The following is a 24,515-nucleotide window of genomic DNA, read 5'->3' on the forward strand; positions in this document are numbered from 1 at the left end:
GCCCACTTGTTTCTACTTTTCAACCAGTGGAACAAAATTGCAGGTAGACCAATTTTTTATTTACTAAAAAAACGCACAATTTCTTCATGAGCTGTCTCCACTGAATCAGAAGCATGAATCAAATTTCTTGTTTTATCTACTCCAAAATCTCCTCGCAAAGTCCCCATTTCTGCTTCCATAGGGTCAGTAACTCCCACAATTTTTCTAGTGCGCGTAACTGCGCTTGTTCCTTCAATGACCATTAGTAATACGGGTCCTTCCATCATATAACTCATAAGCGTCGGAAAAAACGATTTATTAGCCAAATGAGAATAATGCTCACGTAGCTGGGCTTGGGATAATTCTTCTTTTTTGATTTGAGAGATTTGTAATTGCTTCTCTTCAAAACGTTGGATAATTCGCCCCACTAAGGAGCGCAATAAGCCATCAGGTTTTATAATTACTAAAGTCTGTTCAGTCATGATAATTCTCTCCTTGTATGATAACCATTTTACTAGTTTGCTTTTTTCCTAGTATTTTCTTCGTCAAAATAATTGCCAGGAACTACTTGTATTGTCTTTGTTTGTGTATCAACATCTTTTACGTATAATAGCGAATCATAATTAGTAACGGCTCGTTTTCCTTTGAAGTTTGCCTCAGCAAAAACGCAAACACCCACTAATTCAGCATCAAATTCCTCAATAAGTCCTTGCATACCATTGATCGTTCCGCCACCTTTCATAAAATCATCAACGACCAATACACGAGAACCCCGAGCTAAACTGCGCTTAGATAACTCCATTTTTTCTATTCTTTCTGAAGAACCGGAAGCATAATTCACACTAACCGTTGAACCCTCAGTAATTTTTGAGTCTCTACGTACAATAACAAAAGGAGCATTCAAATAATAAGAAACGGCTTGTGCAATGGGAACCCCTTTGGTCGCAACTGTCATGACAGCGTCAACTTTTTCTCCAATATATTTCGAGGCAATAATTCGTCCAACTTGTCGTAATAGTTGCGGTTGCCCTAATAAATCGGTTAAATAAACGTAACCACCTGGCAATAAGCGATCTTGTTCAGATAAACGTTCAGCTAACGCATCGATGTACTCTTTGGCTTCCTTTCTTTCAATTACTGGCATAAAGACCACTCCGCCAGAGGCTCCTGGAATAGTATCTAAAACGCCAATCCCTCTTTCTTTAAACGTTTTTTTGGTAATAGCTAAATCTTCACTAATGGAAGATTTTGCTGATTCATAACGTTTAGAAAAAAATGTCAGCGGAATTAGCTCATGTGGATGTTCCAATAAATAATGCGTCATATCGATTAACCGTTCACTACGTCGGATTTTCACTCCATTCAACTCCCTTTTCAATTTAATCGTTTCAATTATAAAGGTTTTTCCTGTTTTTAGCGAGTGTTTTCTTCTTTTTTCTAAAAATTGTTCGTTATTTATCTAAATTTATAAAAAGATAGCAGAGAATTTTCGTTCTCTGCTATCTTTGTTCTTGTTTTCGTTGTCCACGTTGTAGTAAAGAATAAAACCTTTTTAATAGGCTTATAATTAAAAATAAAGCAATAAAGACTAAAGTAATCGTAGCACCTGGGGGAGTATCGATGTAAAAAGAACTAGTTAACCCGCTTAACATCCCTATAAGCCCAATAAACACACTAATTAAAATCACCGCATTAAAGCTTTTTCCCATTCGCATACTAATCGCTGCTGGTAAAACCATAATAGCCGAAATCAACAAAGCACCAGCAATTGGAATCATGATAGCAATCGCCACGCCTGTCAGCACATTAAATAACATAGACATCCAATGAACAGGTAACCCTTCTACGTGAGCCGACTCTTCATCAAAGGTTAAAACATACATCGGGCGTCTAAATAAAAGGAAAAGGAAAGTGATTAAAACAAATAATATCCCTAAAAAAACTACTTGTGGTTGAGTAATCGTTACGATTGAGCCAAATAAATAAGATTGAATACTCACCGAAGAATTTCCACCTGTAATGTTCATTAATACGAGGGCAACCGCAAGACCGCCTGCCATTAAAATAGCAATAGAAACTTCGGAATACCCACTATAGATCATTCGCAAGTATTCCAATAAAATAGCCGCAACAACGACCACTACCATTGTCGTAAAAGTAGGATTCAAATTCAGAAAAAATCCTAAAGCTACTCCGGCAAGAGATACATGTGATAGCGTATCCGCCATAAGAGATTGTCGACGTATAACTAAAAAAACACCAAGCATAGGAGCAATTCCAGCAATAAAAAGTGCAGCTAAGAAAGCTCTTCTCATGAACTCATATGAAAGCAACGCCATTGGGTTCCCTCCTTTCGCACCAAGTGAATCTGACGGTCAGCATACGCTCTAATATCTTCGTGGTCATGTGTAATCATAAGTACTCCCTTATCGTGCTCATGAGCACTATGTCGCAATAAACGATAAAAATCCCCTCGGGATTGTTCATCCATTCCGTTAGTAGGCTCATCCAAAATAAAAAGATCTGGATCAGTAGCAAAAACACGGGCCAAACTAATGCGTTGCTTTTGTCCTCCAGATAACTCACCAATGCGTCGATCTCTCATCTCCCACATACCGACGGCTTCTAACGCTTTTTGTACATGATCTTTATCTAATGCAGTCAATCGCTTAAACCAACGTCCTTTAGGATAACGACCTGAACTTACCAATTCATACACCGTACTAGGAAAACCTGCATTAAACGAAGCAACGAATTGAGGAATATAGCCAATACTTAACTTTCCCCCTTCACTATTTTTAGACGAAATATAAATGCTACCTGATTCGGGGGTTAATAATCCTAAAGTTGCTTTAACTAACGTTGATTTAGCTGCCCCATTTTCGCCTGTCAACGTAACAAATTCGCCATTACTCACATGATAACTGACGTCTTCTAAAACAGGCTCTTCGTCATAAGAAAAGGACAAGTTTTCTACTTCGATATAGCGCATATATTTCCTCCTTATACTTGGTAACAACAATGAAAATGATTTTTTTGTAAAAAAGTATCTATAACATGCAAAATACACTTTTAACAAAACGTACTCATTACGATTTGCAAACAAAAATTAATATAGCAAAGTCCGTCTCTTTCGTCAAGTAAAAATCAAAAAAATATCCTTAATATTGTGTTATAAAAAGAAGCTGGGACATAAATAAAGACAAGACAAAAATACCCGAACGATATTTGATAAGATTTTCTAATTGTCGTGAATTTGCGACGAGGACCTGCTGGACCGCAGGAGCAATCTCTCTTATAGTTCGGATATTTTATTATTAAGGAGACTTTTGTCCCAGCCTTTTATTTAACTTAATGACCTTACCATATATACTTCATCACAAAAACCTTTAACTCCATTTACAATACGCTTAGCACGGCTTTGTTTTTTGCATAAGGCAAATACAGTAGGACCACTACCGCTCATCAAAGCAACATCAGCGCCATATCTCATCATACGTGATTTAATTTGTTGCACAATCGGGTATTTAGCAATGGTCACGTCCTCTAAACTATTGCCCATGTAAGCCAGCATTCCTTGATAATCTTGATTTAAGATTCTTGCCATTAAATTTTTCATATCTGGATGAGTTATCTGTGACGTATCAACTTGTTGAAAGATCTTTCTTGTCGAAACGCTCATCTTGGGTTTAACTAAAATCACCCAACAAGCTGGCAAAGGCTGCAATGTTTTAACAATTTCACCCTTTCCCGTAATAAAAGAAGTAGTACCATACAAACAATACGGAACATCTGTGCCAATATACATCCCAATATCAATCATTTCTTCCATGGAAAGGTTTAGCTTCCATAGACGATTTAAACCACGTAAAGCTGCAGCACAATCGGTACTACCTCCACCAAGACCTGCAGCTACTGGGATATTTTTTTTAATAGTAATTTTGATACCTTCAGAAATTCCGTAACGCTTCTTTATAATAGAAGCAGCTTGATAAACATTATTATGATGATCAAGTGGCAAAAAAGCTTTGTTAGTTTCGATAATAATTTTATTTTCAGACAAACGCTCAAAACTTAGATGATCAGCCAGATCAACACTTGACATGACCATCTCCAATTCATGATAGCCGTCTTCTCTTTTATACAACACATCTAAACCTAAATTGATTTTTGCCGGTGCTTTTTCAATAATTTCCATGTTTTCCACCCACTCAAATAGTCACGTTGTATTTTATCATAGCAATTTTTCCTTGCATAGGTACAAATCACGGTCTTAAAAGAAAGGTAATAAGTGAATACAGATCACACTTAAAAGACAAAAATATCCAAACTATAGAAACATTTGCGGTTTTTTCAACCTAGCAAAAAGTTGTTGTAAATAAACAGCAAATCGCAAGTCCCATAAACTATAGTTCGGATATTTGTTATTTAAGTATTATGACAAACTTTTATATAAATAGACTTTTTCCTTATGAAAAGACTTCTACGCTCCCGATTTCTTCTTGAGCGGAAACTTCTTTTTGATCTTTCATCGAAAGTGAACCAATTTGATCTCCATTGGTAAATATAGTTAAAATATCTGTTTGTTTCCCAGCGTTTTCAACGACCTTTCGATCCATTAAAGCTAACTGAGTATCAGCTGTAACTTTATCGTTTTCTTGGACATTAACGGTAAAGGGTTCTCCCTTTAATTCTACAGTGTCTAAGCCCATATGAACAAGTACCTCGGCACCAGCAGGCGTTAGAATTCCGATAGCATGATTTGTCTCAAACACGCTTGAAATCTTCCCTTCCACTGGCGCATAAATTTTATCGCTTTTTGGTTTTACCGCATAGCCCTCTCCCATCATTTTTTGTGAGAAGACAGGATCATCTACTGCGGTAATCTCAAGGAGTTGGCCAGAAACAGGCGCAAAAAGTTTTTCTGTAGTTCCTTGCGTTATTGATGAAACAGTCGCCGTCCCTTCTTCTGTCGAAGAAAGATCGATATCACCTGAAGCCGCGACGTCAGCTGCAATGGCTGGTGCAGGCTCTTCACGGTCTTCTTTATTGAAAATTCCACGTTTCCTAAAAACAATAGTTAACGCAAACGAAATAACAATCGCAAGAACCATGGAAATTGCAAACGCTAAGTAACCTCCGCCAATCTGGCTGTTAATGACCAAAATCCCAGGTAATCCTCCAACACCGATAGAATTGGCCCGTACATCCATAAAATTGTTAAATAAACCAGCAAAACCTGATCCAATCATCGCAGCCACGAAAGGATAAATGAACTTTAAATTAATACCAAACATTGCTGGTTCGGTAACACCTAGGTAACATGAAATCATCGCTGGGATTGAAACCTGTTCTTCTTTTTTGTCTCCACGATGCAAGTAAATAACGGCTAATACAGCTGAACCTTGTGCAATATTAGATAAAGCAATCATAGGCCATAAACTCGTCGTGTGACTCGTTACTTCAGAAGCAATCAATTGTAAGTCAATGGCATTTGACATATGATGCAAACCGGTAATAACCAAAGGGGAATAAAGTAAACCAAAAGCAAAGCTGAATAACCAACTAAGCGAAGAGGTTAATCCAGAAAATATGACATTTGATATAATATCTCCTAACCACCAGCCAAAAGGTCCTAAAACCACATGAGCTGCAATAATAGTCGGCAATAAAGCAAATAAGGGAACAAAAATCATCGAAACAGCTTCAGGAATATACTTACGGAAAAAGATTTCCAGATAAGCTAGTAAAAAGCCTGCCAGCATAGCAGGAATAACTTGCCCTTGGTAACCAATCATATCAACTTGGGCAAAACCAAAGTCCCAATTTGGAATGTCTGCAGCTGCTGTTGATGCTACTTCGTTGGCATCGAGCAACTGTGGGGAAACCAAGGTAATACCTAGGACAATACCTAGGATTTGCGTAGTCCCCATTTTACGGGTCACACTCCAAGTAATCCCTACGGGTAAGAATTGAAAAATAGCTTCACCTGGTAACCATAAAAAATCATTGATTGCTGCCCAAAATGTAGAACGATCAACAATCGTAGCTCCACCAAAGTCAACGCCTTCTAAAATATTTCGAAAGCCTAAAATAAGCCCCCCGACAATAATGGCTGGAATAATAGGGGCAAAAATTTCAGCTAAAGCACCCACAGCTCTTTGTAATGGGTTCTGTTTCTTCTGCGCTACAGATTTTATGTCTTCTTGAGAAGTCCCTTCTACCCCTGCAATCTCTTTAAATTCATTATAAAAAGTAGCGACATCATTTCCTATAATCACTTGAAACTGACCAGCATTTGTGAACATTCCTTTTACACTCGGAATTTCGTCGATTGCTTCTTGATCAGCTTTATCCGGATCATTCAAAACAAAACGCATACGAGTAGCACAGTGAGTAACTGCATTGATATTTTCTTTGCCACCAATGTCTTTTAATAGCTGTTCAGCATCTTTTTGATACTTTGGCATAAATGTGACCTCCTCATAAAATTTGTATATACATGTTTGTTTATGTGTTAATCATACCTCGAGTTCATTCACATTGCAAACGTTTTATATATTTTATTTTACAAAAGTGTTTTACCATAAGTAAATAGTTTAGTTAACACATGCTATCTGCTATTAAAAATTATCAATGACATTTATTGTAAAAGCTTTCATTTTCCGTTATAATCAAAGTGCATGTATAGACAAGTTAGGAGGGGAATTATGGGTTACATTCATGTAAAAACAGGAGAAATTTGGAAAGTCAATTGGTTGGATGGCACGACAGAATCTTTAACCGAGTCTTTAGCTAACCGTATTCTTTATTTAAAAGAAAAAATAAACAAGAATCAAACAATTGAGGGAGGAACAGTTGATCAAGAAATAATTTTTGAACAAGATGGACAAACTTTTGAATTAGCTCAATACTTAACCGAAGAGACCAATCGTCCTTTTGTTTGTGGTCAACCAGAAGACTTTGAAACCAAAGCAGCTCAAATCCCTTGGAATGTAGTTTATTATGGCTATAACCCAGGTAAAAATGAGTATGCTAAAGAAACGTTACTAACCGTTGGTAACGGTTTTATAGGGCTACGAGGTACAACATCAGAGATGGAAATTAGCGATGCCAATTACCCGGCACTTTATTTAGCGGGGCTTTATAATAACGTTGGGTCCCAAGTGGCTGATAAAACCATTTATAATGAAGACTTTGTTAATGCGCCAAACCTACAAAAGATGTATTTAATTATCGATGGCAAACGTATTGACATTGAACATAATCAAATATTATATATGAAACGTCAACTTCATTTAAAAACGGGGTTGTTCACTGCTTGGACTACCTTAAGATTAGCCGATGGAAAAGAAATTGCTATTCAAGCAGAAAAAATTGTTAGCATGAAAGATATACAACAATATGCGATTCGTTATACATTTACCCCACTCAACTTTGACAGCGAGATCACCTTCATATCAGAAGCAGATGGCGAGGTTTATAATTACAATGTAGAACGTTATCGAAGTTTAACGAAAAAACACTTACAAGTGACTAACGTACAAACAGAAAAAGATGTGATGGCTCTTGAATCCAAAACAACTCACTCTGATATTACCGTTTCCCAACAGGCAAAATTACGAAAAGATCAACATTCATTAACCAATTTAATTACTGAACAACAAAATAATAAAATTATTCAAAAAGTTCAGGTAAATGCAAAAAAACAAACCACTTATACTTTCGAAAAAACAGTCTTTGTACGCCAATCCAAACAAGGAGAAGCTTTACCTAAAACCGACCTCCAAATGTTAACATTTCCAACATTTGAAGAATGTCTACAGCATTCGAGCAAATACTGGTCTAGATTATGGCAAAAAGCGGGCATAAACATCACGGGTGATATCATGTCCCAAAAATTATTGAATTTACATACTTACCATTTGCTAGTCTCTGCTTCACCTAGGGGAAATCAAGGATTAGATGCTTCTGTAACTGCCCGAGGACTTCATGGAGAGGCTTATCGTGGTCATATTTTTTGGGACGAATTATTTATTTTTCCGTTTTATATCCTTCATTTCCCTGAAATAGTAAAACCATTATTGTTGTATCGTTATAATCGTTTAGAAATGGCTAAAAAAGAAGCCAAAGATGCAGGTTATCAAGGCGCAATGTTTCCTTGGCAATCTAGTTTAGATGGTTCTGAACAGTCACAAGAATTGCACTTAAATCCAATAAGCCAAACATGGAAGAAAGATAACAGTCGCTTACAACGCCATATTTCCTTAGCAATTGCTTATAATATATGGTTATATTGGCATACCACACAAGATAAATCTTTTATGAACAATTACGGTTTAGAAATGCTTTTAGAAATCGCCCATTTCTGGGAAAGTGCGGCCGTATATAATCCTACAAGCAAACGATATGAAATCAATCATGTGATGGGACCTGACGAATTCCATGAAAGCTACCCTGAAGCTGAAAGAAGTGGTTTAAAAAATAATGCGTATACAAACATGATGGTTGTATGGTTATTCGAAGAAATAGAACGTATCAGAAATGAATTCTCACAAACAGATTTTTCACGCGTTCAAGAAAAGACTGCTGTCAAAGATCAGATCCTTGATAAAATGAAAGAGATCAAACACCAATTAACTTTAGAAATTAATGAAGAAGGAATTATTGCTCAATTTGAGGGCTATTTTGACTTGAAAGATTTAGATTGGCAATATTATAAGGAAAAATACGACAATATTTACCGAATGGATCGTATTCTTAATGCAGAGGGGAAATCGGCGGATGATTATAAAGTAGCTAAACAAGCAGATAGTTTGATGATGTTTTACAATTTTTCTAAAGAACAAGTAACAAACATTCTAGAAAATTTACATTATCAAATGCCTAAAGATTATGTACAAAAAAACCTTAATTACTATTTAGCAAGAACCTCACATGGTTCAACTTTATCCCGCGTTGTTCATGCACAGTTAGCTGCAATGGTTGGCGACCAAAAGTTATCATGGGATCTTTATCAAGAAGCTTTGTATTCTGACTATCGTGACATCCAAGGAGGAACCACTGCTGAAGGGATACATGCAGGAGTCATGGCTGCAACATTGTATATCCCATTAACTACATTTGCTGGCTTAGATATTCGTGAAGACACTGTCCATTTTTTGCCTAATTTGCCACAAGCTTGGAAAAGCCTCCAATTTTCTGTAACCATTCGAGGCATTGATTATTCTGTAACTGTTTCACATGAAACAATCACAATTACTGCTACACGAAAGGCTTATATCAAAGTTAACCATAATGACGTTCAATTAAACGCGAATGAAGCAAAGACAATAGCTTACAAGGAGGACTCTCAATGAAAAAGGGATTTATATTTGATCTCGATGGCGTAATCACTGATACTGCCAACTTACACTATATTGCGTGGAAAGATCTAGCAACTATGATGGATATCGAGATTGACCTAGCTTTTAATGAAAGGCTTAAAGGGATTAGCCGAATGGATTCTTTAGAAAGAATTTTAGTATACGGGGGAAAAGAAAATGATTTTTCTTTAGCACAAAAAGAAACCCTCGCAGAAGAAAAAAATAAACATTATGTAGAATTATTACAAGATTTAACGCCAAAAGATCTACTACCAGGGGTGACAGAATTTTTAAGCGCCGCTAGAGACTATCAAATACCTTGTGTAGTGGCTTCAGCTTCTAAAAATGCTCCCTTTATTTTACAAAAATTAGAAGTATTTAATATGTTTGACGCAATAGTGGGCCCCTCTACCTTAAAAAAAGGAAAGCCAGATCCAGAAATTTTTATCCGTGCTGCTGAAGCTATTAATCTTTCTCCTAAAGAAGCAGTGGGATTTGAGGATGCGAGAGCTGGAATTGAAGGTATAAAAGCCTGTGGTATGTTTGCAGTTGGGGTCGAAACGACAGAATCTTTAGAGCAAGCTGACTTACGTATAAAAAAATTAAATGAACTTTCAGTAGGTGATTTATTACAGAAATAGTAAGTCGTTCCCCTTCTTACTACTTTTGTCATAAAAAATGGAAAGGAGGCAATAACTCGTTGAATAAATTCAAAGAAATATTTCAGGATTTAGAACAAAAAATATTATCCGAAGAATACCCACCCCATTCTTTGCTTCCCAGTGAAAATCAACTGATCAAAGTATATGACGTTTCAAGAGAAACTGTTCGCAAAGCACTAAATCTTTTACGAAATGCTGGTTACATTCAAAAAAAACAAGGAAAGGGCTCCATTGTATTAAACATTAATCGCCTAAATTTTCCAATTTCCGGTTTAACCAGTTTTAAAGAACTACAAACGACCGAACATATTTCTAGCGAAACAACGGTAGTTGAATTGCGCAAAATTGCTGTTTCTACAAAATTACATGAACTGACCGGTTGGCCAGTAGCTAAAGAAGCATGGAAGTTAGTTCGGCAACGTAAAATAAATGACGAAGTTATTATTTTGGACAAGGACTATCTTCTTGCCGATATTGTCCCTTGCTTGCCTAAAGATAAAGCGCAAGATTCGATTTATGAGTATTTTGAAAACGAACTAAATTTGAAAATTGCTTATGCTCAAAAAGAAATATCTGCTGCTCCTGTAAATAAAGAACTACGCAATTTAATGGATCTACACTTAGAAGATCAGCATGTAGTTACTGTCAAGAGTTTAGTTTATCTAGAAGATACCCGCTGTTTTGAATACACAGAATCGATTCATCGCTTAGATAAATTCCGCTTTGTGGATTTTGCAAGAAGAAGAAAAGCTTAAAAAAACAAAGGAACAATCCATAAACAGATTGTTCCTTTGTTTTTTATTTGTCTTACTTCGCATATTCTGTCGCTCGTGTTTCCCTTATAACAGTAATTTTAATATTTCCTGGATAATTTAATTCTTTTTCAATTTTCTTCCGAATATCTCGAACTAAACGAATCGCATCCATATCTGAAATTTCTTCAGGTTTAACCATTACTCGTATTTCACGTCCTGCTTGTACAGCAAAACTATAAGAAACCCCTTCAAAACCATTGGAAATATTTTCTAAGTTTTCTAATCGACGAATATAATTTTCTAATGATTCGCTTCGTGCGCCTGGTCTAGCTGCAGAAAGCGCATCCGCAGCAGCAACTAAAACAGACGTAACCGAAGTAGCTTCCGTGTCCCCATGATGAGAGGCAATGGCATTAACCACAACAGAATCTTCCCCATACTTAGCAGCTAGTTCAGCTCCAATTTGTACATGAGAGCCTTCTACTTCGTGATCTATTGCCTTTCCTATATCATGCAAAAGACCAGCACGTTTGGCTAATTGGGCATCTTCACCTACTTCAGCAGCTAATACTCCTGTTAGCTTGGCTACTTCAATAGAATGTTGCAAGACATTTTGTCCATAACTCGTTCGAAAATGCATTCGTCCTAATGTTTTAAGCAAATCTGGATGTATGCTATGTACCCCAATATCAAATACTGCTTGTTCTCCATATTCGCGAATACGTCCATCCATTTCTTTGCGAGCTTTTTCAACCATTTCTTCTATACGAGCCGGGTGGATACGTCCATCTTGAATTAATTTCTCTAACGCCATACGTGCTGTTTCACGCCGTATTGGATCAAAACCGGACAATACTACCGCTTCTGGCGTATCATCGATAATCAAATCAATCCCTGTTAATGTTTCAAGAGTACGGATATTACGTCCTTCACGGCCGATAATTCGCCCTTTCATCTCATCATTTGGCAAAGTAACTACAGAAGCCGTCGTTTCAGAAACTTGATCAGCAGCACTACTTTGGATAGCCAATGATAATATATTTTTCGCTTTACGATCGGCTTCATCTTTAGCTCGTTGCTCTGATTCTTTTACCATGACCGTTAACTCATGATCCAACTCTTCTTCGGTTGATTTCATGATCATTTCTTTTGCATCTTCTTTTGACAACGCAGCGATTCTTTCTAATTCACTTTGTTGTTTTTGGATAGTTGCTTCAACCTCTTGTTCTCGCTCGTCAATTAATTGTTGTTTTTCATTGACGTTATTTTCTTTATCCGTCAATGATTGTTCACGTTTCTCCAAAGAATCATCTTTTCGATCAAGTAATTGTTCTCTTTGCAGTAAGCGATTTTCTTGCGATTTTAATTCACGTCTATTTTCTTTCAACTCACTTTCAATTTCTGACCGGTATTGCTGATTTTCTTCCTTAGCTTCTAACAACGTTTCTTTTTTCAGAGTTTCTGCTTCTTTTCTGGCATCAGATAAAATGCTTTCCGCGCTTTGCTTAGCACCTTCTATCTCTTTTTGATGACGATATTTTGTGAAAAAAACTCCGCATAAAAGTCCGACAATTAAACCGATGATAGCGAGGAGAATGTTAAGCCCCATTGGTAAATCACCCCCATACTATCTTTTTTGTTTTGTATTTTGTAGTTTTTTGATAAACAATAGTTCTAATAAATTACCAATATGCCTACTTGCATAATGTGTGTAGTTCACACAATTTTATTCTAATGTTTGTGGGAAAGAGTGTCAACTTAAAAAGTAAAAGGTGTTGACTAAGTCATAGGTGAAATTATTTATTTTTTCATAAAAAAACACTTTTTGTGATAACGTTGTATCACAAAAAGTGTTTTATATCTATTTTTACGATTTTTCTTCTAATGGTAGTTCTTCCTGTTCTTCTTGTTCCTCTCCTGTATCAGAGTCATAACTCTCGTCTTCTTCTCCAATACCATAAGCACTTCGAACAAGTTCTGATATTTCAGCAACCATTTCAGGGCGCTCTTTCATATATTTTTTCGCATTTTCTCGCCCTTGACCAATTTTATCCTCTTTATAAGAATACCAAGCGCCACTTTTTTCAATAATATCTTTTTCTACAGCCATATCCAATAGTTCGCCAACTTGTGAAATACCTTCACCATACATGATATCCACTTCTGCTCTTTTGAAAGGAGGAGCAACTTTGTTTTTTACCACTTTAAGTTTAGTACGATTTCCAATAATATCTGTTCCAGATTTTAATTGTTCCGCACGTCGAACCTCTAACCGAACTGTAGAATAAAATTTTAATGCGCGACCCCCAGGTGTCGTTTCCGGACTTCCAAACATAACGCCAACTTTTTCACGAATTTGATTAATAAAAAACGCAATGGTCTTTGTTTTGTTAATCGAACCGGATAATTTACGTAAAGCTTGAGACATCAAACGAGCTTGTAATCCGACATGAGTGTCTCCCATTTCGCCATCTATTTCTGCTCTTGGAACTAATGCCGCTACAGAATCGACAACAACAATATCGATAGCACCACTTGAAACTAAGGCATCAGCAATCTCTAAACCTTGTTCACCAGTATCAGGCTGTGATAATAATAACTCATCAATATTAACGCCTAAATTTTCGGCATATTGCGGATCCAACGCATTTTCTGCGTCAATAAAAGCAGCTGTTCCTCCTTGTTTTTGTACTTCAGCCACAGCGTGAAGAGCAACGGTCGTTTTCCCAGAACTTTCAGGACCATATACTTCAACAATTCGTCCTCTAGGGTAGCCACCGACACCTAATGCTACATCTAATGCCAGAGAACCACTAGGAATAGTTGAAATTTGTTGATCTGCTTTTTCACCTAATTTCATAATCGAACCTTTGCCAAAATTCTTTTCTATTTTTTTTAATGCAGTATCTAGTGCTGCTTTACGGTCATCTGCCAATTAAGATAAACCTCCTTATATTGTTAGAAACTTCTTGTTTACTCAACTCATCGTATACCCATCATAGTCTTTTTTTTGAAAAAAAGCAAGGAAAAAGCGAACAAATATTCGCATTTATTTTATTAACTTTCTTCGTAATAAATCTAGCCCCGCCATTACTGCACTATTACGTACATAGTTTCGATCACGCGTGAAATGATACAAGTAGCTTTCTACATGATGTTTAGTTGCTATTGCAATCCAAACTGTGCCCGCTTTTTTTCCTTCTAAAGAATCAGGGCCGGCAACCCCTGTAAAAGAAAGGCCAAAATCACTTCCAGCAAGTTGTTGAGCTTGTAATGCCATTGCTTCTGCACATTCTTTGCTAACTGTTCCATATTTCTTTAGAAGAGTAGCATCGATTCCAAGAAATTGAACTTTCGTTTCTTCTGAATATGTCACAAACCCTCCAGGATAAACAGAAGAAGCATCAGGAATGCTTCCTAAAAGCGCTTGAAAACCACCTGCTGTTAAACTTTCTGCTGCACTTACTGTTTGTTGGTTCTCTTTTAGTAAATCTACCACTACATTCGCTAACGAGTTATTTTCTCCGTAACCATAGAAAAAATCGCCCACTCGAGTAAGTATTTCTTTTTCTAAGTAGTCAAGTTTTTGTTTTCCTTCAACCTCGTCTAATGTATTTACAGTTAAACGCAAGGTAACTTCGCTAGGTTTTGCATATGAGGCAAGTGTTGGGTTTGTCTGTTGTTTGATTAAATCAGCTAACTTAGTGACAAGTTCTGATTCCCCAATACCATAAAAGCGTAAAACCCGCGAAATCAGCTGTTCATCTTGTTGAAAGTGGTGTTTCAGTAAAGGAATCGCCTCATTAAAAAACATCGGTTTCAACTCATTAGGAGGACCCGGCAACAATAGATAGGATGGACCATTTTCAGACTGATGGAAAATACCTACAGCTAAACCTGTACTATTTTGTAAGGATTCGCCATCTTTAAAAACTAATGCTTGTAGACGGTTATTTTCTGTCATTGTACGCTCTCTTTTTTCAAAGAAAGTTAATAAATTTTGGTACCCTTTTTCATCAAAAACTAATTCTTCCTTAACATGCTTGGCAGTCACTTGTTTTGTCAGATCGTCCTCTGTTGGACCTAACCCGCCGCACAAAACAATCAAATCACTTCTTTGATCTGCTAGACTCAGCACTTCTTCCAACCGCTTTGGATTATCCCCCACTACACTTTGATAATAAACTTCCATACCTAAACCTGCTAGTTCTTCTGCTAAAAATGTCGTATTTGTATTATTAATTTGTCCCAATAAAATTTCTGTACCTACTGCTATAATTTCTGCTTTCATTTTCCTCGCTCCTACTAATAAATACGCAAAAAGTCCAATTTTCATTTTAAAATAAATAAATTTTTTCCTCGAATTTTTTCGTTGAAAAAAACGAATGGGCAAACGTTTCGCTAACGACCACCCACTCGTTTTTTAATTACATTGATCCTTTAAATACACCAGCATTTTTAACAAAATAATCGATTCCTGAATATAAAGTGAAAAATAAACAAATATATAATAAAACTTGTCCTATAGGAAAAGAGATGAAGTTAAAAGGCACATTATTAATGTATAAAAAGATAATAGCAAGCATTTGCGTAGTTGTTTTGATTTTTCCTGGCCATGCAGCTGCCATCACACTGCCATTTTGTTCAACAATTAATAAACGTAAGCCCGTAATTGCTAATTCACGACATACGATAATGGCCACGACCCAGCTTGGCGCTTTCCCTAATTCAACTAATAAAATAAAAGCTGTCATAACCAACATTTTGTCCGCTAATGGATCAGCAAACTTACCAAAATTGGTAACCAATTCCTGGTTACGTGCAATTTTTCCATCCAGCCAATCAGTAAAACTTGCCACAGCAAAAATCACAGCTCCTACTAAATTAGTCACAGCTAGCTGGGTATCTCCTACTGATAAAGTTCCCCAATGGATAGGTGCAACCACAATCACCATAAAAATAGGAATCATCAGCATTCTGACAACAGTAAGTTTATTTGGTAAATTCAATTTATAACCCTCATATCACTAATGAATTTAATGATATATTCCTTTCCTTTGTTATTCAAATTCTTTCTCTTAATCTTGATAGGTTACTTCAAAGTTCAAGTCCTTTCGTAACAGTTCATAGTTAGGATCGTCAAAATCAACTTCTTGATCATTTACTGTGACATCCACGTTTGCACTAGCTCCTAAAGTAACAACAAAATTTTCTGTTCCCTCAGGTATTGTTGTATTTTCAGTCTGTCCTGGTTGCAACGTTTCTTGTAAAGTATAATTCCCATTCACAGAAACTCCTACCCAAGCACGATCGTTTTTCCCTGTCACTTCTAATTCTAACGGATCTTCAGCATTTGTCACTTGAATTGTTGCTTGCGATTGAGTAGAATCTTCCATCGAAACTTCCATTTGATCCTCTTCAGAAGAACTTGTTGTCTCAGTTGATTCCGCACTGTCTTGCTCTGAAGACTGGTCTTGGTTTTGTTCCGTGCTCACGGAGTTTTCAACTTGTAGTGAAGAAGTTGTTCGGCTAATCACTGGATCAGAGTTACGATCTTGCCAAGCTGCATAAGCAATAACGCCTACAATCATAAACGCGATAAAACCTAATAAAACAACGGGAAGGTGCTCTCGAGTTGTTTTATTACGAGATTTTTCTTCATGTAAGGCTTTTCTAGAACCTTGAACAGTTTCAGGTTGTGCTCGTCTTGACTCTGAATCTATCCTATCTTTTCCGTCATAAATATCAACAAGAACATCCCCTTTTTCTCCTACAGCTTCGGCGTACTGACGAATAAAAGTGCGTACATAGTAAGCCCCCGGTAAAGCTGCAAAGTTCCCGCTTTCGATCGCTTCCAGGTAACGTTTCTGAATTTTTGTTTTTTGTTGTAGCTCATCAATACTAATGTTTTTATCTAAACGAGCTTGCCGCAGTCTGTCACCAATTATGATTTCATTACCCACGCCTACATCTTCTCCAGTCTTTTTTGATATCAATTTTCTTTAGAATACCATAAAAAAGCTTAATAGAGTAAATAATTACTTTACTTTCAAACAAATTTTAAACTTCTTTTTCCGGTGCCAAATAAAATTTTGCCACAGCTTCTTTTTGTAACAAACGTTTACCTGCATCAAGGCAATCTTGTAATTGAATGGAATCAATGATTTCTGGTAAATCAAATAATGTCAACTCCCCAAAAAGCTCTTGAGTAAATTGATTTGCAATGTATTCTAATGAATTAAGGGATTGAAAGTATCTTCCTAACATTTTCTTTTTTAATCGTGTTAAATTTATCTCATTAACTACTTCCTCATCAGAAAAATTTAAAAGGATACGCTCAATTTCATTGAAGAACGTTTCCGGTTGCTCAGTATCACTAGAAAAATCAGCCATATAAAAGCTGCGATCAAACAAAAATTCGAAATCAAAACTATCATCAATAATTCCTTTTTGGTATAAGTCTAAATAGTTCTTACTGGTATTCCCCAAAAGTAATTGCAATAACAAATTTATAGCTGTACGAAAACGTAGTTGTTCTTTATTTCCTTGTGGTAAATGATCTTCAAAACCTTTGATCCCCAAGATAGCTTTAGGACGGCTAACCGGCATAGTTGCAGAAGAAAAAGAAACGATATCGTCTGTTGTTTCTTCTGGAAAGTACCGATGAATTGTGTGGCTTGGAGAAAAACTTTTAGATGCTTGATTTTCCTTAATCCAAGCCATTGTTTCTTGTGCATTAATATTACCTATAACAAAAAGGATCATATTACTGGGATGATAAAACGTTTGATAACATTGATACAAGTCTTCTGCAGTAATTTTATCAATACTTTCAACTGTACCAGCAATATCAATATGAAGAGGGTGCTTGGGATAAAGATTTTGCAAAAGTCCGAAAAATAGACACCAGTCTGGATCATCTTGATACATTTGTATTTCTTGAGCAATAATTCCCTTTTCTTTTTCCACAGTCTCTGGAGTAAAATAGGGCGTTTGAACAAAATTCAATAATGTCAATAAATTCTCTTGAATATTATCAGTAGCAGAAAATAGATAACTTGTTTTAGTAAAGCTAGTAAAAGCATTGGCTGAGGCCCCTAAACGACCAAACTCTTGAAATGTATCCCCTTCTTTTTTTTCAAACATTTTATGTTCTAAAAAATGAGCAATACCGTCAGGGACTTTTTGCGAAGTTTCATCTTGAACACCAAATTCATTATCAATAGAACCATAATTGGTACTAAATAACCCATATGTTTTATGAAACTCTCTTTTAGGTAAAAGAAATACCGTCAGCCCATTATCAAGAACTTCCGTGTACAGTTCTTCATTAATACTAGAGTAAACTTTTTTATTCATAAGCTTCCTCCTTCTTGTCTAAAGTAAATATTGCTTGCAATTGTAGATCCTCAGCCACTTTTTTTACATCTTCTTTTGTTACCGCCATAATTTTCTCTTCAAATTCTGTTTCATCTTTTACTAATTTAGATAACCGTCGTTCTAAATATGTCATCTCAATCAGGCCCTGGGCACTATCTAACGAAAGTAAAAATTGATTTTTTAACATAACCTTTGTTTGTTGAAGATCATTTTCAGTAAAATGACCTTCTTTTAAATCCTCTAGTTGCTCTTCAATCAATGAAAGGACACGGGATCGATTTTTGCGATCAATACCCGTCTGCACTGTGACAAAACCACGAAACGAATCGAAGGCACTAGAAGCATAATAAGCTAAGCTAGCTTTTTCACGAACATTGGTAAATAGTTTCGAATGAGGAAAACCTCCAAATAAACCATTAAACACCAATAAAGAAAAACGCCGAGGATCATTATAATAGATAGAAGTTCGATAAGCTAAATTTAGTTTTGCTTGAATGACTGGCTCGTATATAGTTTCTGTTTGTACTTCCGATTTTAACTCTTGCTGGTAAAACATTTTCGGTGAAAAAGTATTTCGTGGAGTAAAGGGTAATCTACGAATAGCCCTGCTCACTTTTTCTTCTGCAATATCACCGACAACGAAAATATCAACTTGATCTTGCATGATCATTTCTTGGTAGGTTTGTACTAAATCATAAGCGTCCAGCGATTGTATGTCTTCTTTTGTACCAAAACTAGGAGTTTTTTGATCTTCATCCATAAAATAAAGTTCTTGTAAACGTAAAGCAGCTAAAGTTTGCTTATCTTCTTTCAAACTTTCTAAATAATCAATCATATTTTCTTTTTCTAGTTGAAATGTATCAAAGTCAAAAGCATCTTCTTTTATATTTGGATGAAATAAAATCTCCTGAATAAATTTTATTCCTTCTTCCAAAATACCTTCTTCATTAAGATATTTTTCATTAACTAAGTTCATCATTAAATTTACTTGATGAAGATTTCCTTTTTTTCCTACGTTTAAGCCAAAACTTGCTCCATATAACTCGGCAAGTTTTTCGCTTAGTTTTGTTTGGAAAGGATAATGAAGACTATTGGTTTCTAAAAGGTTGGTTAGTAACGTTCGTTTAGCAGCAGTTTTTTTCTGGTGCTCTGTGGAAAAACGGAAAAATAAACGAATCGTTTTAAATTTTTCTGTTGGAATAACGGTTAAATTTACACCAGGTTGTAAAGATATGGTCATTTTCTATGCTCCTTAAACTCTTACATAAATAAACTATGTTTTTGTTAAAAATTATTATAACATACTCCTCCTTTAGAAAAGAAAAAATCCATTTGCTAAAATGATAAAAACAATTTATTTCAAAAAAATAATTTGTTTCGTTATACTAAAATAAGCAAAAATGGGAGGTGGAAATTTGAAAAGGATCTTTTCCGAATTTAAAGAATTTATTATAGGCGGCGACGTGCTAGATTTGGCTGTAGGTGTCGTTATTGGTAGTGCTTTTACTGCCATTGTTACTCAAGTTGTTGAAGGTTTAATTACACCTTTAGTTGGCTGGTTCGTAGCTGCTATTACAGGAACCAGAGATCTTGAGAGCTCTTTATCTATATTAGACTGGTCGCCAACACCTGGAGTAACCTTTCAATTTGGCGAAATTGTTAGTGCAATGATCACCTTTATACTTACTGGTTTTATTCTATTTATCATTGTTAAAGCGGCCAACAAAGCTAAACGTACACAAGAAGAAGAAGCGGCTGCTCCAGTTGCAGAAGATTACTTAGCAGAAATTCGTGATCTATTGCGTCAAGAGCAAGGATTACCTGTGGAAACAAACGAGGAAACCCAATCAGAAGAAACAAATGAATCTGAGGAACAAACTGACTCTAAAAATACCCAAACATAAAAAAATTAGGAAAAAGTAGTGCTAGCACTACTTTTCCTAATTAAAAAATCGATTTAAAATAAATGGATTGTTCTTTTCAATTAGACGGTATCAAGAAATTCGATTTCTACAGATTTTGTTAATACATCTGAATAGCTATAAGAAACTCGTTCAAATGAATTTTCTTTTGGATCCAAATCCACAACAAAAACTGATGGGTATGTTTCTGCTAAAACGCCATGACGCTGCGTTTGACGCTTTCTTCCTGTTTGAGCCACTAGCATAATCTTACTTCCTATGCGCTCTTCTAATGCTTTTTTAATTGTCGATAGAGTCGTTGGCATCGCATTCACCTCATCCTCTATTATAACATAAAACAAACGAATTTTAAAGTGTACCACAAAAACTAAAAATTTGACAATAGCTTTTGAAGAAAAACAGTAAAAAAATTCAAACACTCGGTGAAACTAACCATTGAGTCATTTTTCTTTTACATCGATCATAAGCACTACGAAGCACAATAGGATCCTGTGATGCTAAGGTGGTTACATCTCCATAAAAGTATCCATAAAAAGCTTTACTTTCCAGTTCTGTGAATAAAGCTTCATTTTCTTCTAATGTCTCTTGCACAATTAATTGTTCTAAAGGATCAACAGTATAAGCTCGTTGCCCAGTTTGTCCTTTCGCTCCTTCTAAAAAAAGATCTTCTCCATATAACACCAAATTTTCTAAAGTTTTTCTTTTATAAGCATACTTCTTACGTACTAGGCTTACAATTTCATTTTCAAAAGCACGTTTAAAAAAAGTCCCTAAGGTAATTTGTTGGTCGCTCCTATAGTCATGTAAACAACGATTAAATATAATGAGTCCTTCCTGTATCCAGTCCTGCTCCTCAAAATCACGCAAATAGTATTTTGTTCTCATTGCATGAATGACGGGACGATAATATTCAAATAGTTTTATCATCGCCTTTTCATCCCCACGTTGGGCTTTTATAATCAAAGCTTCCTCCATAAAAAAGCTCCTTTCATCTTCTTTGATGAAAAGAGCGTATCATTGAAAAAAAGCCCCGTCTCTCATTTAATTACGCAACTTTTTTACAATAATAAATGAAGTCGTTCAACTCAGTTCTTTTAATTTTTCTGCCAGTTCTTTTAATTGTTCTTCATTCCAAGGTGAATTACGTCGATAATTTGCATATTTTATAGACTCCTGCTTACGTTCAATGGCTTCTTCAGTCTTTTGAACTGTTTTTTGTAACTCTCTAGCAGGAACTCGTAGCGCCCCTTGTGAAAAGATCACCCATTGTTCTGCTAAATCACTTGTTGCAACAGAAACTTGGGTCATAACGTCGTTTAATTCACCAGCAATTCTTTCAATATAACTATCGGCAGTTTCTCCTTCTTCAGTAAAAACGACTTCTAGTTCATATTTATCATAATTTTGCGTAATTCCAGGAACAAATTGAGCATCAAATACAACAATAACTGGCAACTTTTCATATTTTGCATAGTTTGACAATGATTGTAATAGATCTTCACGGGCATCTTCCATTAAATTTTTATTTTTTAACTGAACAAGCTCAGGCCAAGCTCCAATCATATTGTAACCGTCGACAATTAGTAATGGTTTTTTCATAATCTCACTCATTTCGTTTAACGAAAGCTTCATACATTAGTATGCCGCTTGCTACAGAAGCATTCAAACTTTGTACATGTCCTGTCATAGGAACTGTAAGCATTTCGTCCACTTGTTTTTTTAACGCAGTATTCATTCCATGCCCTTCATTGCCAATGATTAATCCAATAGCTCCTGAAGCATCCCAATTTTGATAAGAAGTCCCGTCTATATCTGTGCCAAAGATCCAGAATCCTTTTTCTTTTAATTTAGTAACGGCTTGCGTTAAATTTGTTACGCGCGCTATTGGAACATATTCGACTGCACCCGTTGAAGTCTTAACCACAGTAGGCGTAATCCCACAAGCTCGATGTTTAGGAATGATTACACCATCCACTCCTGAAGCATCCGCTGTCCTTAAAATAGAACCAAAATTATGCGGATCTTCAATATGGTCCAAAAGAACAAAAAATGGCTGGGATTTCGTTTGTTCCATTAACTCCTCCAATGACAAATACTGATAAGGAGTGATGGCTAATACGACTCCTTGATGAACACCTCCAGCACTCATTTGGTCTAATTTCTGTTTAGGAACCCATTTCACAGGAACTGAATGTTCTTTTGCAAGAGTTTTTAATTCGTCAATTTTTGTACCACCAGCATTTTTTAATAAAAATAATTTATTTCCTCTAGCTTTTCTCAGCGCCTCTTGAGCTGCATGCTGGCCGAATACAAAATCGTTTTCATCGGTTTCATAGGGTTTCTCTTCTGTTTCACGTGTAACTTTTTTTACTTTTGATTTACTTTTTGCTTTTTTCATTTTACCACCTTCTAAAAAAGTAAGAAAAATTTTTATATGCTTACTTATCACTATCTATTTATTAGATATATCATATCATTTTTTATTAGATCAAGCGATTAAACAAACATATTACAAGTTATATCTTCTTTTTAACTTTTGAGGAATTTTCTTCTACTTTTTGAATACACCATACAGCCAATTCATCTAAGCGTTGCGTTTGTTTTGATAAATGTAGATAGCCCATCACACTTTCAAAACCTGTAGACATCCGATAGGTTTTGATATCCGTATTTTTAGCAATTGTATGACTTTTACTATTTCTTCCCCTTCGATAGTATTTTTCTTCTTCTTCTTGTAAAATTTGTTCATCTAACATCTGTTGGATCAAAAATGCTTGAGCTTTAGCTGACACATATTGTGTCGCAAAATGATGCAACTGCTTAGGCTGAGTTCTTCCTGTAGCTATAAGATGGTCTCGAATATAAACTTCGTAAATTGCATCTCCCACATAAGCTAAAGCTAAGCCGTTTAGTTGTTTATAATCTGTCATGATTGTCTTCTCCATCTGGTTCCTTGAGGCGTATCTTCTAAAATAATTCCTTGCTCTTTCAATTGATCGCGGATTTCATCACTACGAGCAAAATCTTTATTTTTACGTGCTTGATTTCGTTTGACAATTAATTGTTCAATTTGCTCATCCGCTAAGTTTTCCTCAAATACAATTCCAAAAATAGCTACTAGTTCTAGAAAATGATCTAAAGCAAAACGCAGTACTGCATAGGAAACTACATCCTGTTCAATGTAACGATTCATCCATTTCGCTAGTTCATAAACTATAGTAATGCCATTCGCTGCGTTAAAATCATCATCCATTGCAATAATGAATTCATTAACTAACTGCCTAACTTCTGTCATTTGTTCATTATCATCATTTAAACTACTTGTCGCGTTATTTAAGCGAAAAACAGCATTTTCATAAGTATTTTTCAAACGCTGTAAATTATTTTTTGCTTCTGTTAACGTTTTTTGACTATAACGTAACGGACGACGGTATTGTGTTGTCGCTAAGAAAAACCGCACAACTTGTGGATCAACTTCTTGTAAGATTTCATGAACAGTCACAAAATTACCTAAAGACTTACTCATTTTTTCATCATCTTCTCCAATGGTCACATAACCATTGTGCATCCAATAATTAGCAAATGTTTCTCCAGTTTTAGCCTCACTTTGTGCAATTTCATTTTCATGATGAGGGAACTCTAAATCCTGCCCTCCTCCATGAATATCAAGCGTATCACCTAACAATTGATTCGCCATAACAGAGCATTCAATATGCCAGCCAGGCCGACCCTTTCCCCATGGAGACTGCCAAAAAATCTCCCCTTGCTTGGCAGTCTTCCACAAGGCAAAATCTAATGGGTCTTCTTTTGACTGCTGTTCTCCCCCGGTACGTTGGCTTGCTCCTACTTCTAATTCATCAACTGATTGATCACTTAATCGTCCATATTCAGCAAATTTACGCGTACGATAGTAAACATCGCCATCCACTACATAGGCGTAACCCTTATCAATTAAAACTTGAATAAAATCTATAATAGGCTGTATATAGTCAACCACACGAGGATGATGATCTGCCAGTTTTACATTTAACTGTGAGGTATCGTCTATAAAAGCTTTGATAAATCGTTCAGCAACTTCAGAAGTTGTTATATCTAAGTCTTTAGCTGCTTGTATAATCTTATCGTCAACATCAGTAAAATTGGAAACATAGTCTACATCGTAACCACGAAATTCCAAGTACCGGCGAATTGTATCAAACGAAACTGCACTTCGACCGTTACCTATATGAATATAATTATAAACTGTAGGACCGCAAACATACATCTTGACTTTCCCATCTGTGATTGGTTGAAATTCTTCTTTTTCTCTTGTTAATGTGTTATAGATCTTGATCATTTTAGGCTCCTTTCATATATAAACATAAACCTTTACGCTAGCTTACTAAATGAACTTCTTTACTTCCAGATGAAAATAAAGCTACAGTCAATAAAAACCATAATAAAGAAAATCTA

Annotated in this window: 23 protein-coding genes; 4 read left to right on the forward strand and 19 right to left on the reverse strand. The window is 35.8% G+C overall.

The annotated features are described in order from the left end of the window. Positions 1-56: 56 nt before the first annotated feature. From ndk to treP, 6 genes are all read right to left on the reverse strand, one after another. Positions 57-461, reverse strand: coding sequence for a nucleoside-diphosphate kinase (gene ndk / locus G577_RS0101140; protein WP_028789562.1), 405 nt, complete (start codon positions 459-461; stop codon positions 57-59). Positions 462-493: 32 nt separating this feature from the next. Next, a complete protein-coding gene (gene purR / locus G577_RS0101145; RefSeq protein WP_028789563.1) occupies positions 494-1,336 on the reverse strand; it encodes a pur operon repressor in 843 nt (280 codons plus the stop codon). Positions 1,337-1,478: 142 nt separating this feature from the next. Continuing rightward, positions 1,479-2,318 (reverse strand): metal ABC transporter permease, encoded by an 840-nt coding sequence (locus G577_RS0101150; protein WP_028789564.1) that lies wholly within the window; start codon positions 2,316-2,318, stop codon positions 1,479-1,481. After that, entirely contained in the window at positions 2,291-2,971 is a 681-nt protein-coding gene (locus tag G577_RS0101155; RefSeq protein WP_028789565.1) for a metal ABC transporter ATP-binding protein, read from the reverse strand. The genes G577_RS0101150 and G577_RS0101155 overlap by 28 nt, the downstream gene beginning before the upstream one ends. Before the next feature lie 354 nt (positions 2,972-3,325). Next, on the reverse strand, positions 3,326-4,177 hold the full coding sequence (gene ispE, locus G577_RS0101160; RefSeq protein WP_028789566.1) for a 4-(cytidine 5'-diphospho)-2-C-methyl-D-erythritol kinase: 852 nt from the start codon (positions 4,175-4,177) through the stop codon (positions 3,326-3,328). Positions 4,178-4,448: 271 nt separating this feature from the next. Next, positions 4,449-6,449, reverse strand: a complete 2,001-nt coding sequence (treP, locus tag G577_RS0101165) for a PTS system trehalose-specific EIIBC component (protein WP_028789567.1) — start codon at positions 6,447-6,449, stop codon at positions 4,449-4,451. A 240-nt stretch (positions 6,450-6,689) separates the two neighbouring features. Here treP and G577_RS0101170 point away from each other — a divergent pair, with 240 nt between their 5' ends. From G577_RS0101170 to treR, 3 genes are read left to right on the forward strand one after another with little or no spacing between them, the layout of a single operon-like run. Next, on the forward strand, positions 6,690-9,338 hold the full coding sequence (locus G577_RS0101170) for a glycoside hydrolase family 65 protein (RefSeq protein ID WP_028789568.1): 2,649 nt from the start codon (positions 6,690-6,692) through the stop codon (positions 9,336-9,338). After that, a complete protein-coding gene (gene pgmB / locus G577_RS0101175; RefSeq protein ID WP_028789569.1) occupies positions 9,335-9,985 on the forward strand; it encodes a beta-phosphoglucomutase in 651 nt (216 codons plus the stop codon). The genes G577_RS0101170 and pgmB overlap by 4 nt, the downstream gene beginning before the upstream one ends. Positions 9,986-10,044: 59 nt before the next feature. Continuing rightward, positions 10,045-10,761: a trehalose operon repressor gene (gene treR / locus G577_RS0101180; RefSeq protein ID WP_028789570.1), complete on the forward strand. Its 717-nt coding sequence runs from the start codon at positions 10,045-10,047 to the stop codon at positions 10,759-10,761. A gap of 52 nt (positions 10,762-10,813) precedes the next feature. On the opposite strand, the gene rny is transcribed toward treR, so the two are convergent. The 7 genes from rny to yfmF form a co-directional block, all read right to left on the reverse strand. Further along, positions 10,814-12,370 carry a ribonuclease Y gene (gene rny, locus G577_RS0101185; RefSeq protein WP_028789571.1) on the reverse strand — a complete coding sequence of 519 codons (1,557 nt, stop codon included), beginning with the start codon at positions 12,368-12,370 and terminating at the stop codon, positions 10,814-10,816. A gap of 258 nt (positions 12,371-12,628) precedes the next feature. After that, the gene (gene recA / locus G577_RS0101190) at positions 12,629-13,696 is read right to left on the reverse strand and encodes a recombinase RecA (protein WP_028789572.1); all 1,068 of its coding nucleotides are present in this window, start codon (positions 13,694-13,696) and stop codon (positions 12,629-12,631) included. Positions 13,697-13,810: 114 nt separating this feature from the next. Beyond that, positions 13,811-15,052 (reverse strand): competence/damage-inducible protein A, encoded by a 1,242-nt coding sequence (locus G577_RS0101195; RefSeq protein WP_028789573.1) that lies wholly within the window; start codon positions 15,050-15,052, stop codon positions 13,811-13,813. Between the two features lie 136 nt (positions 15,053-15,188). Then, the gene (gene pgsA / locus G577_RS0101200) at positions 15,189-15,770 is read right to left on the reverse strand and encodes a CDP-diacylglycerol--glycerol-3-phosphate 3-phosphatidyltransferase (protein WP_028789574.1); all 582 of its coding nucleotides are present in this window, start codon (positions 15,768-15,770) and stop codon (positions 15,189-15,191) included. 69 nt (positions 15,771-15,839) lie between these two features. Beyond that, entirely contained in the window at positions 15,840-16,757 is a 918-nt protein-coding gene (locus G577_RS0101205) for a helix-turn-helix domain-containing protein (protein ID WP_244869432.1), read from the reverse strand. A gap of 64 nt (positions 16,758-16,821) precedes the next feature. Next, a complete protein-coding gene (gene yfmH / locus G577_RS0101210; RefSeq protein ID WP_028789576.1) occupies positions 16,822-18,120 on the reverse strand; it encodes an EF-P 5-aminopentanol modification-associated protein YfmH in 1,299 nt (432 codons plus the stop codon). Continuing rightward, positions 18,113-19,381 (reverse strand): EF-P 5-aminopentanol modification-associated protein YfmF, encoded by a 1,269-nt coding sequence (gene yfmF, locus G577_RS0101215; RefSeq protein ID WP_028789577.1) that lies wholly within the window; start codon positions 19,379-19,381, stop codon positions 18,113-18,115. Before yfmF ends, yfmH begins: the two co-directional genes overlap by 8 nt. 184 nt (positions 19,382-19,565) lie before the next feature. On the opposite strand from yfmF, the gene mscL reads away from it, so the two are divergent. Next, on the forward strand, positions 19,566-20,045 hold the full coding sequence (mscL, locus tag G577_RS0101220; RefSeq protein WP_155988468.1) for a large conductance mechanosensitive channel protein MscL: 480 nt from the start codon (positions 19,566-19,568) through the stop codon (positions 20,043-20,045). 80 nt (positions 20,046-20,125) lie between these two features. Here the strand turns inward: mscL and G577_RS0101225 are convergent, their stop codons facing one another. The 6 genes from G577_RS0101225 to cysS form a co-directional block, all read right to left on the reverse strand. Next, positions 20,126-20,368: a Veg family protein gene (locus G577_RS0101225; RefSeq protein ID WP_038021621.1), complete on the reverse strand. Its 243-nt coding sequence runs from the start codon at positions 20,366-20,368 to the stop codon at positions 20,126-20,128. A 106-nt stretch (positions 20,369-20,474) separates the two neighbouring features. After that, the gene (locus tag G577_RS0101230; protein WP_038021611.1) at positions 20,475-21,038 is read right to left on the reverse strand and encodes a helix-turn-helix domain-containing protein; all 564 of its coding nucleotides are present in this window, start codon (positions 21,036-21,038) and stop codon (positions 20,475-20,477) included. Positions 21,039-21,143: 105 nt separating this feature from the next. Continuing rightward, positions 21,144-21,662: an NYN domain-containing protein gene (locus G577_RS0101235; RefSeq protein ID WP_028789581.1), complete on the reverse strand. Its 519-nt coding sequence runs from the start codon at positions 21,660-21,662 to the stop codon at positions 21,144-21,146. Positions 21,663-21,666: 4 nt separating this feature from the next. Continuing rightward, positions 21,667-22,461 (reverse strand): 23S rRNA (guanosine(2251)-2'-O)-methyltransferase RlmB, encoded by a 795-nt coding sequence (gene rlmB, locus G577_RS0101240; protein WP_028789582.1) that lies wholly within the window; start codon positions 22,459-22,461, stop codon positions 21,667-21,669. A gap of 118 nt (positions 22,462-22,579) precedes the next feature. After that, entirely contained in the window at positions 22,580-22,993 is a 414-nt protein-coding gene (locus G577_RS0101245) for a Mini-ribonuclease 3 (RefSeq protein ID WP_028789583.1), read from the reverse strand. Next, a complete protein-coding gene (gene cysS, locus G577_RS0101250) occupies positions 22,990-24,399 on the reverse strand; it encodes a cysteine--tRNA ligase (RefSeq protein ID WP_028789584.1) in 1,410 nt (469 codons plus the stop codon). The genes G577_RS0101245 and cysS overlap by 4 nt, the downstream gene beginning before the upstream one ends. Positions 24,400-24,515: the final 116 nt, after the last annotated feature.

Origin of the sequence: Tetragenococcus muriaticus DSM 15685 (assembly GCF_000423785.1) — a bacterium.
GTDB lineage: Bacteria > Bacillota > Bacilli > Lactobacillales > Enterococcaceae > Tetragenococcus > Tetragenococcus muriaticus.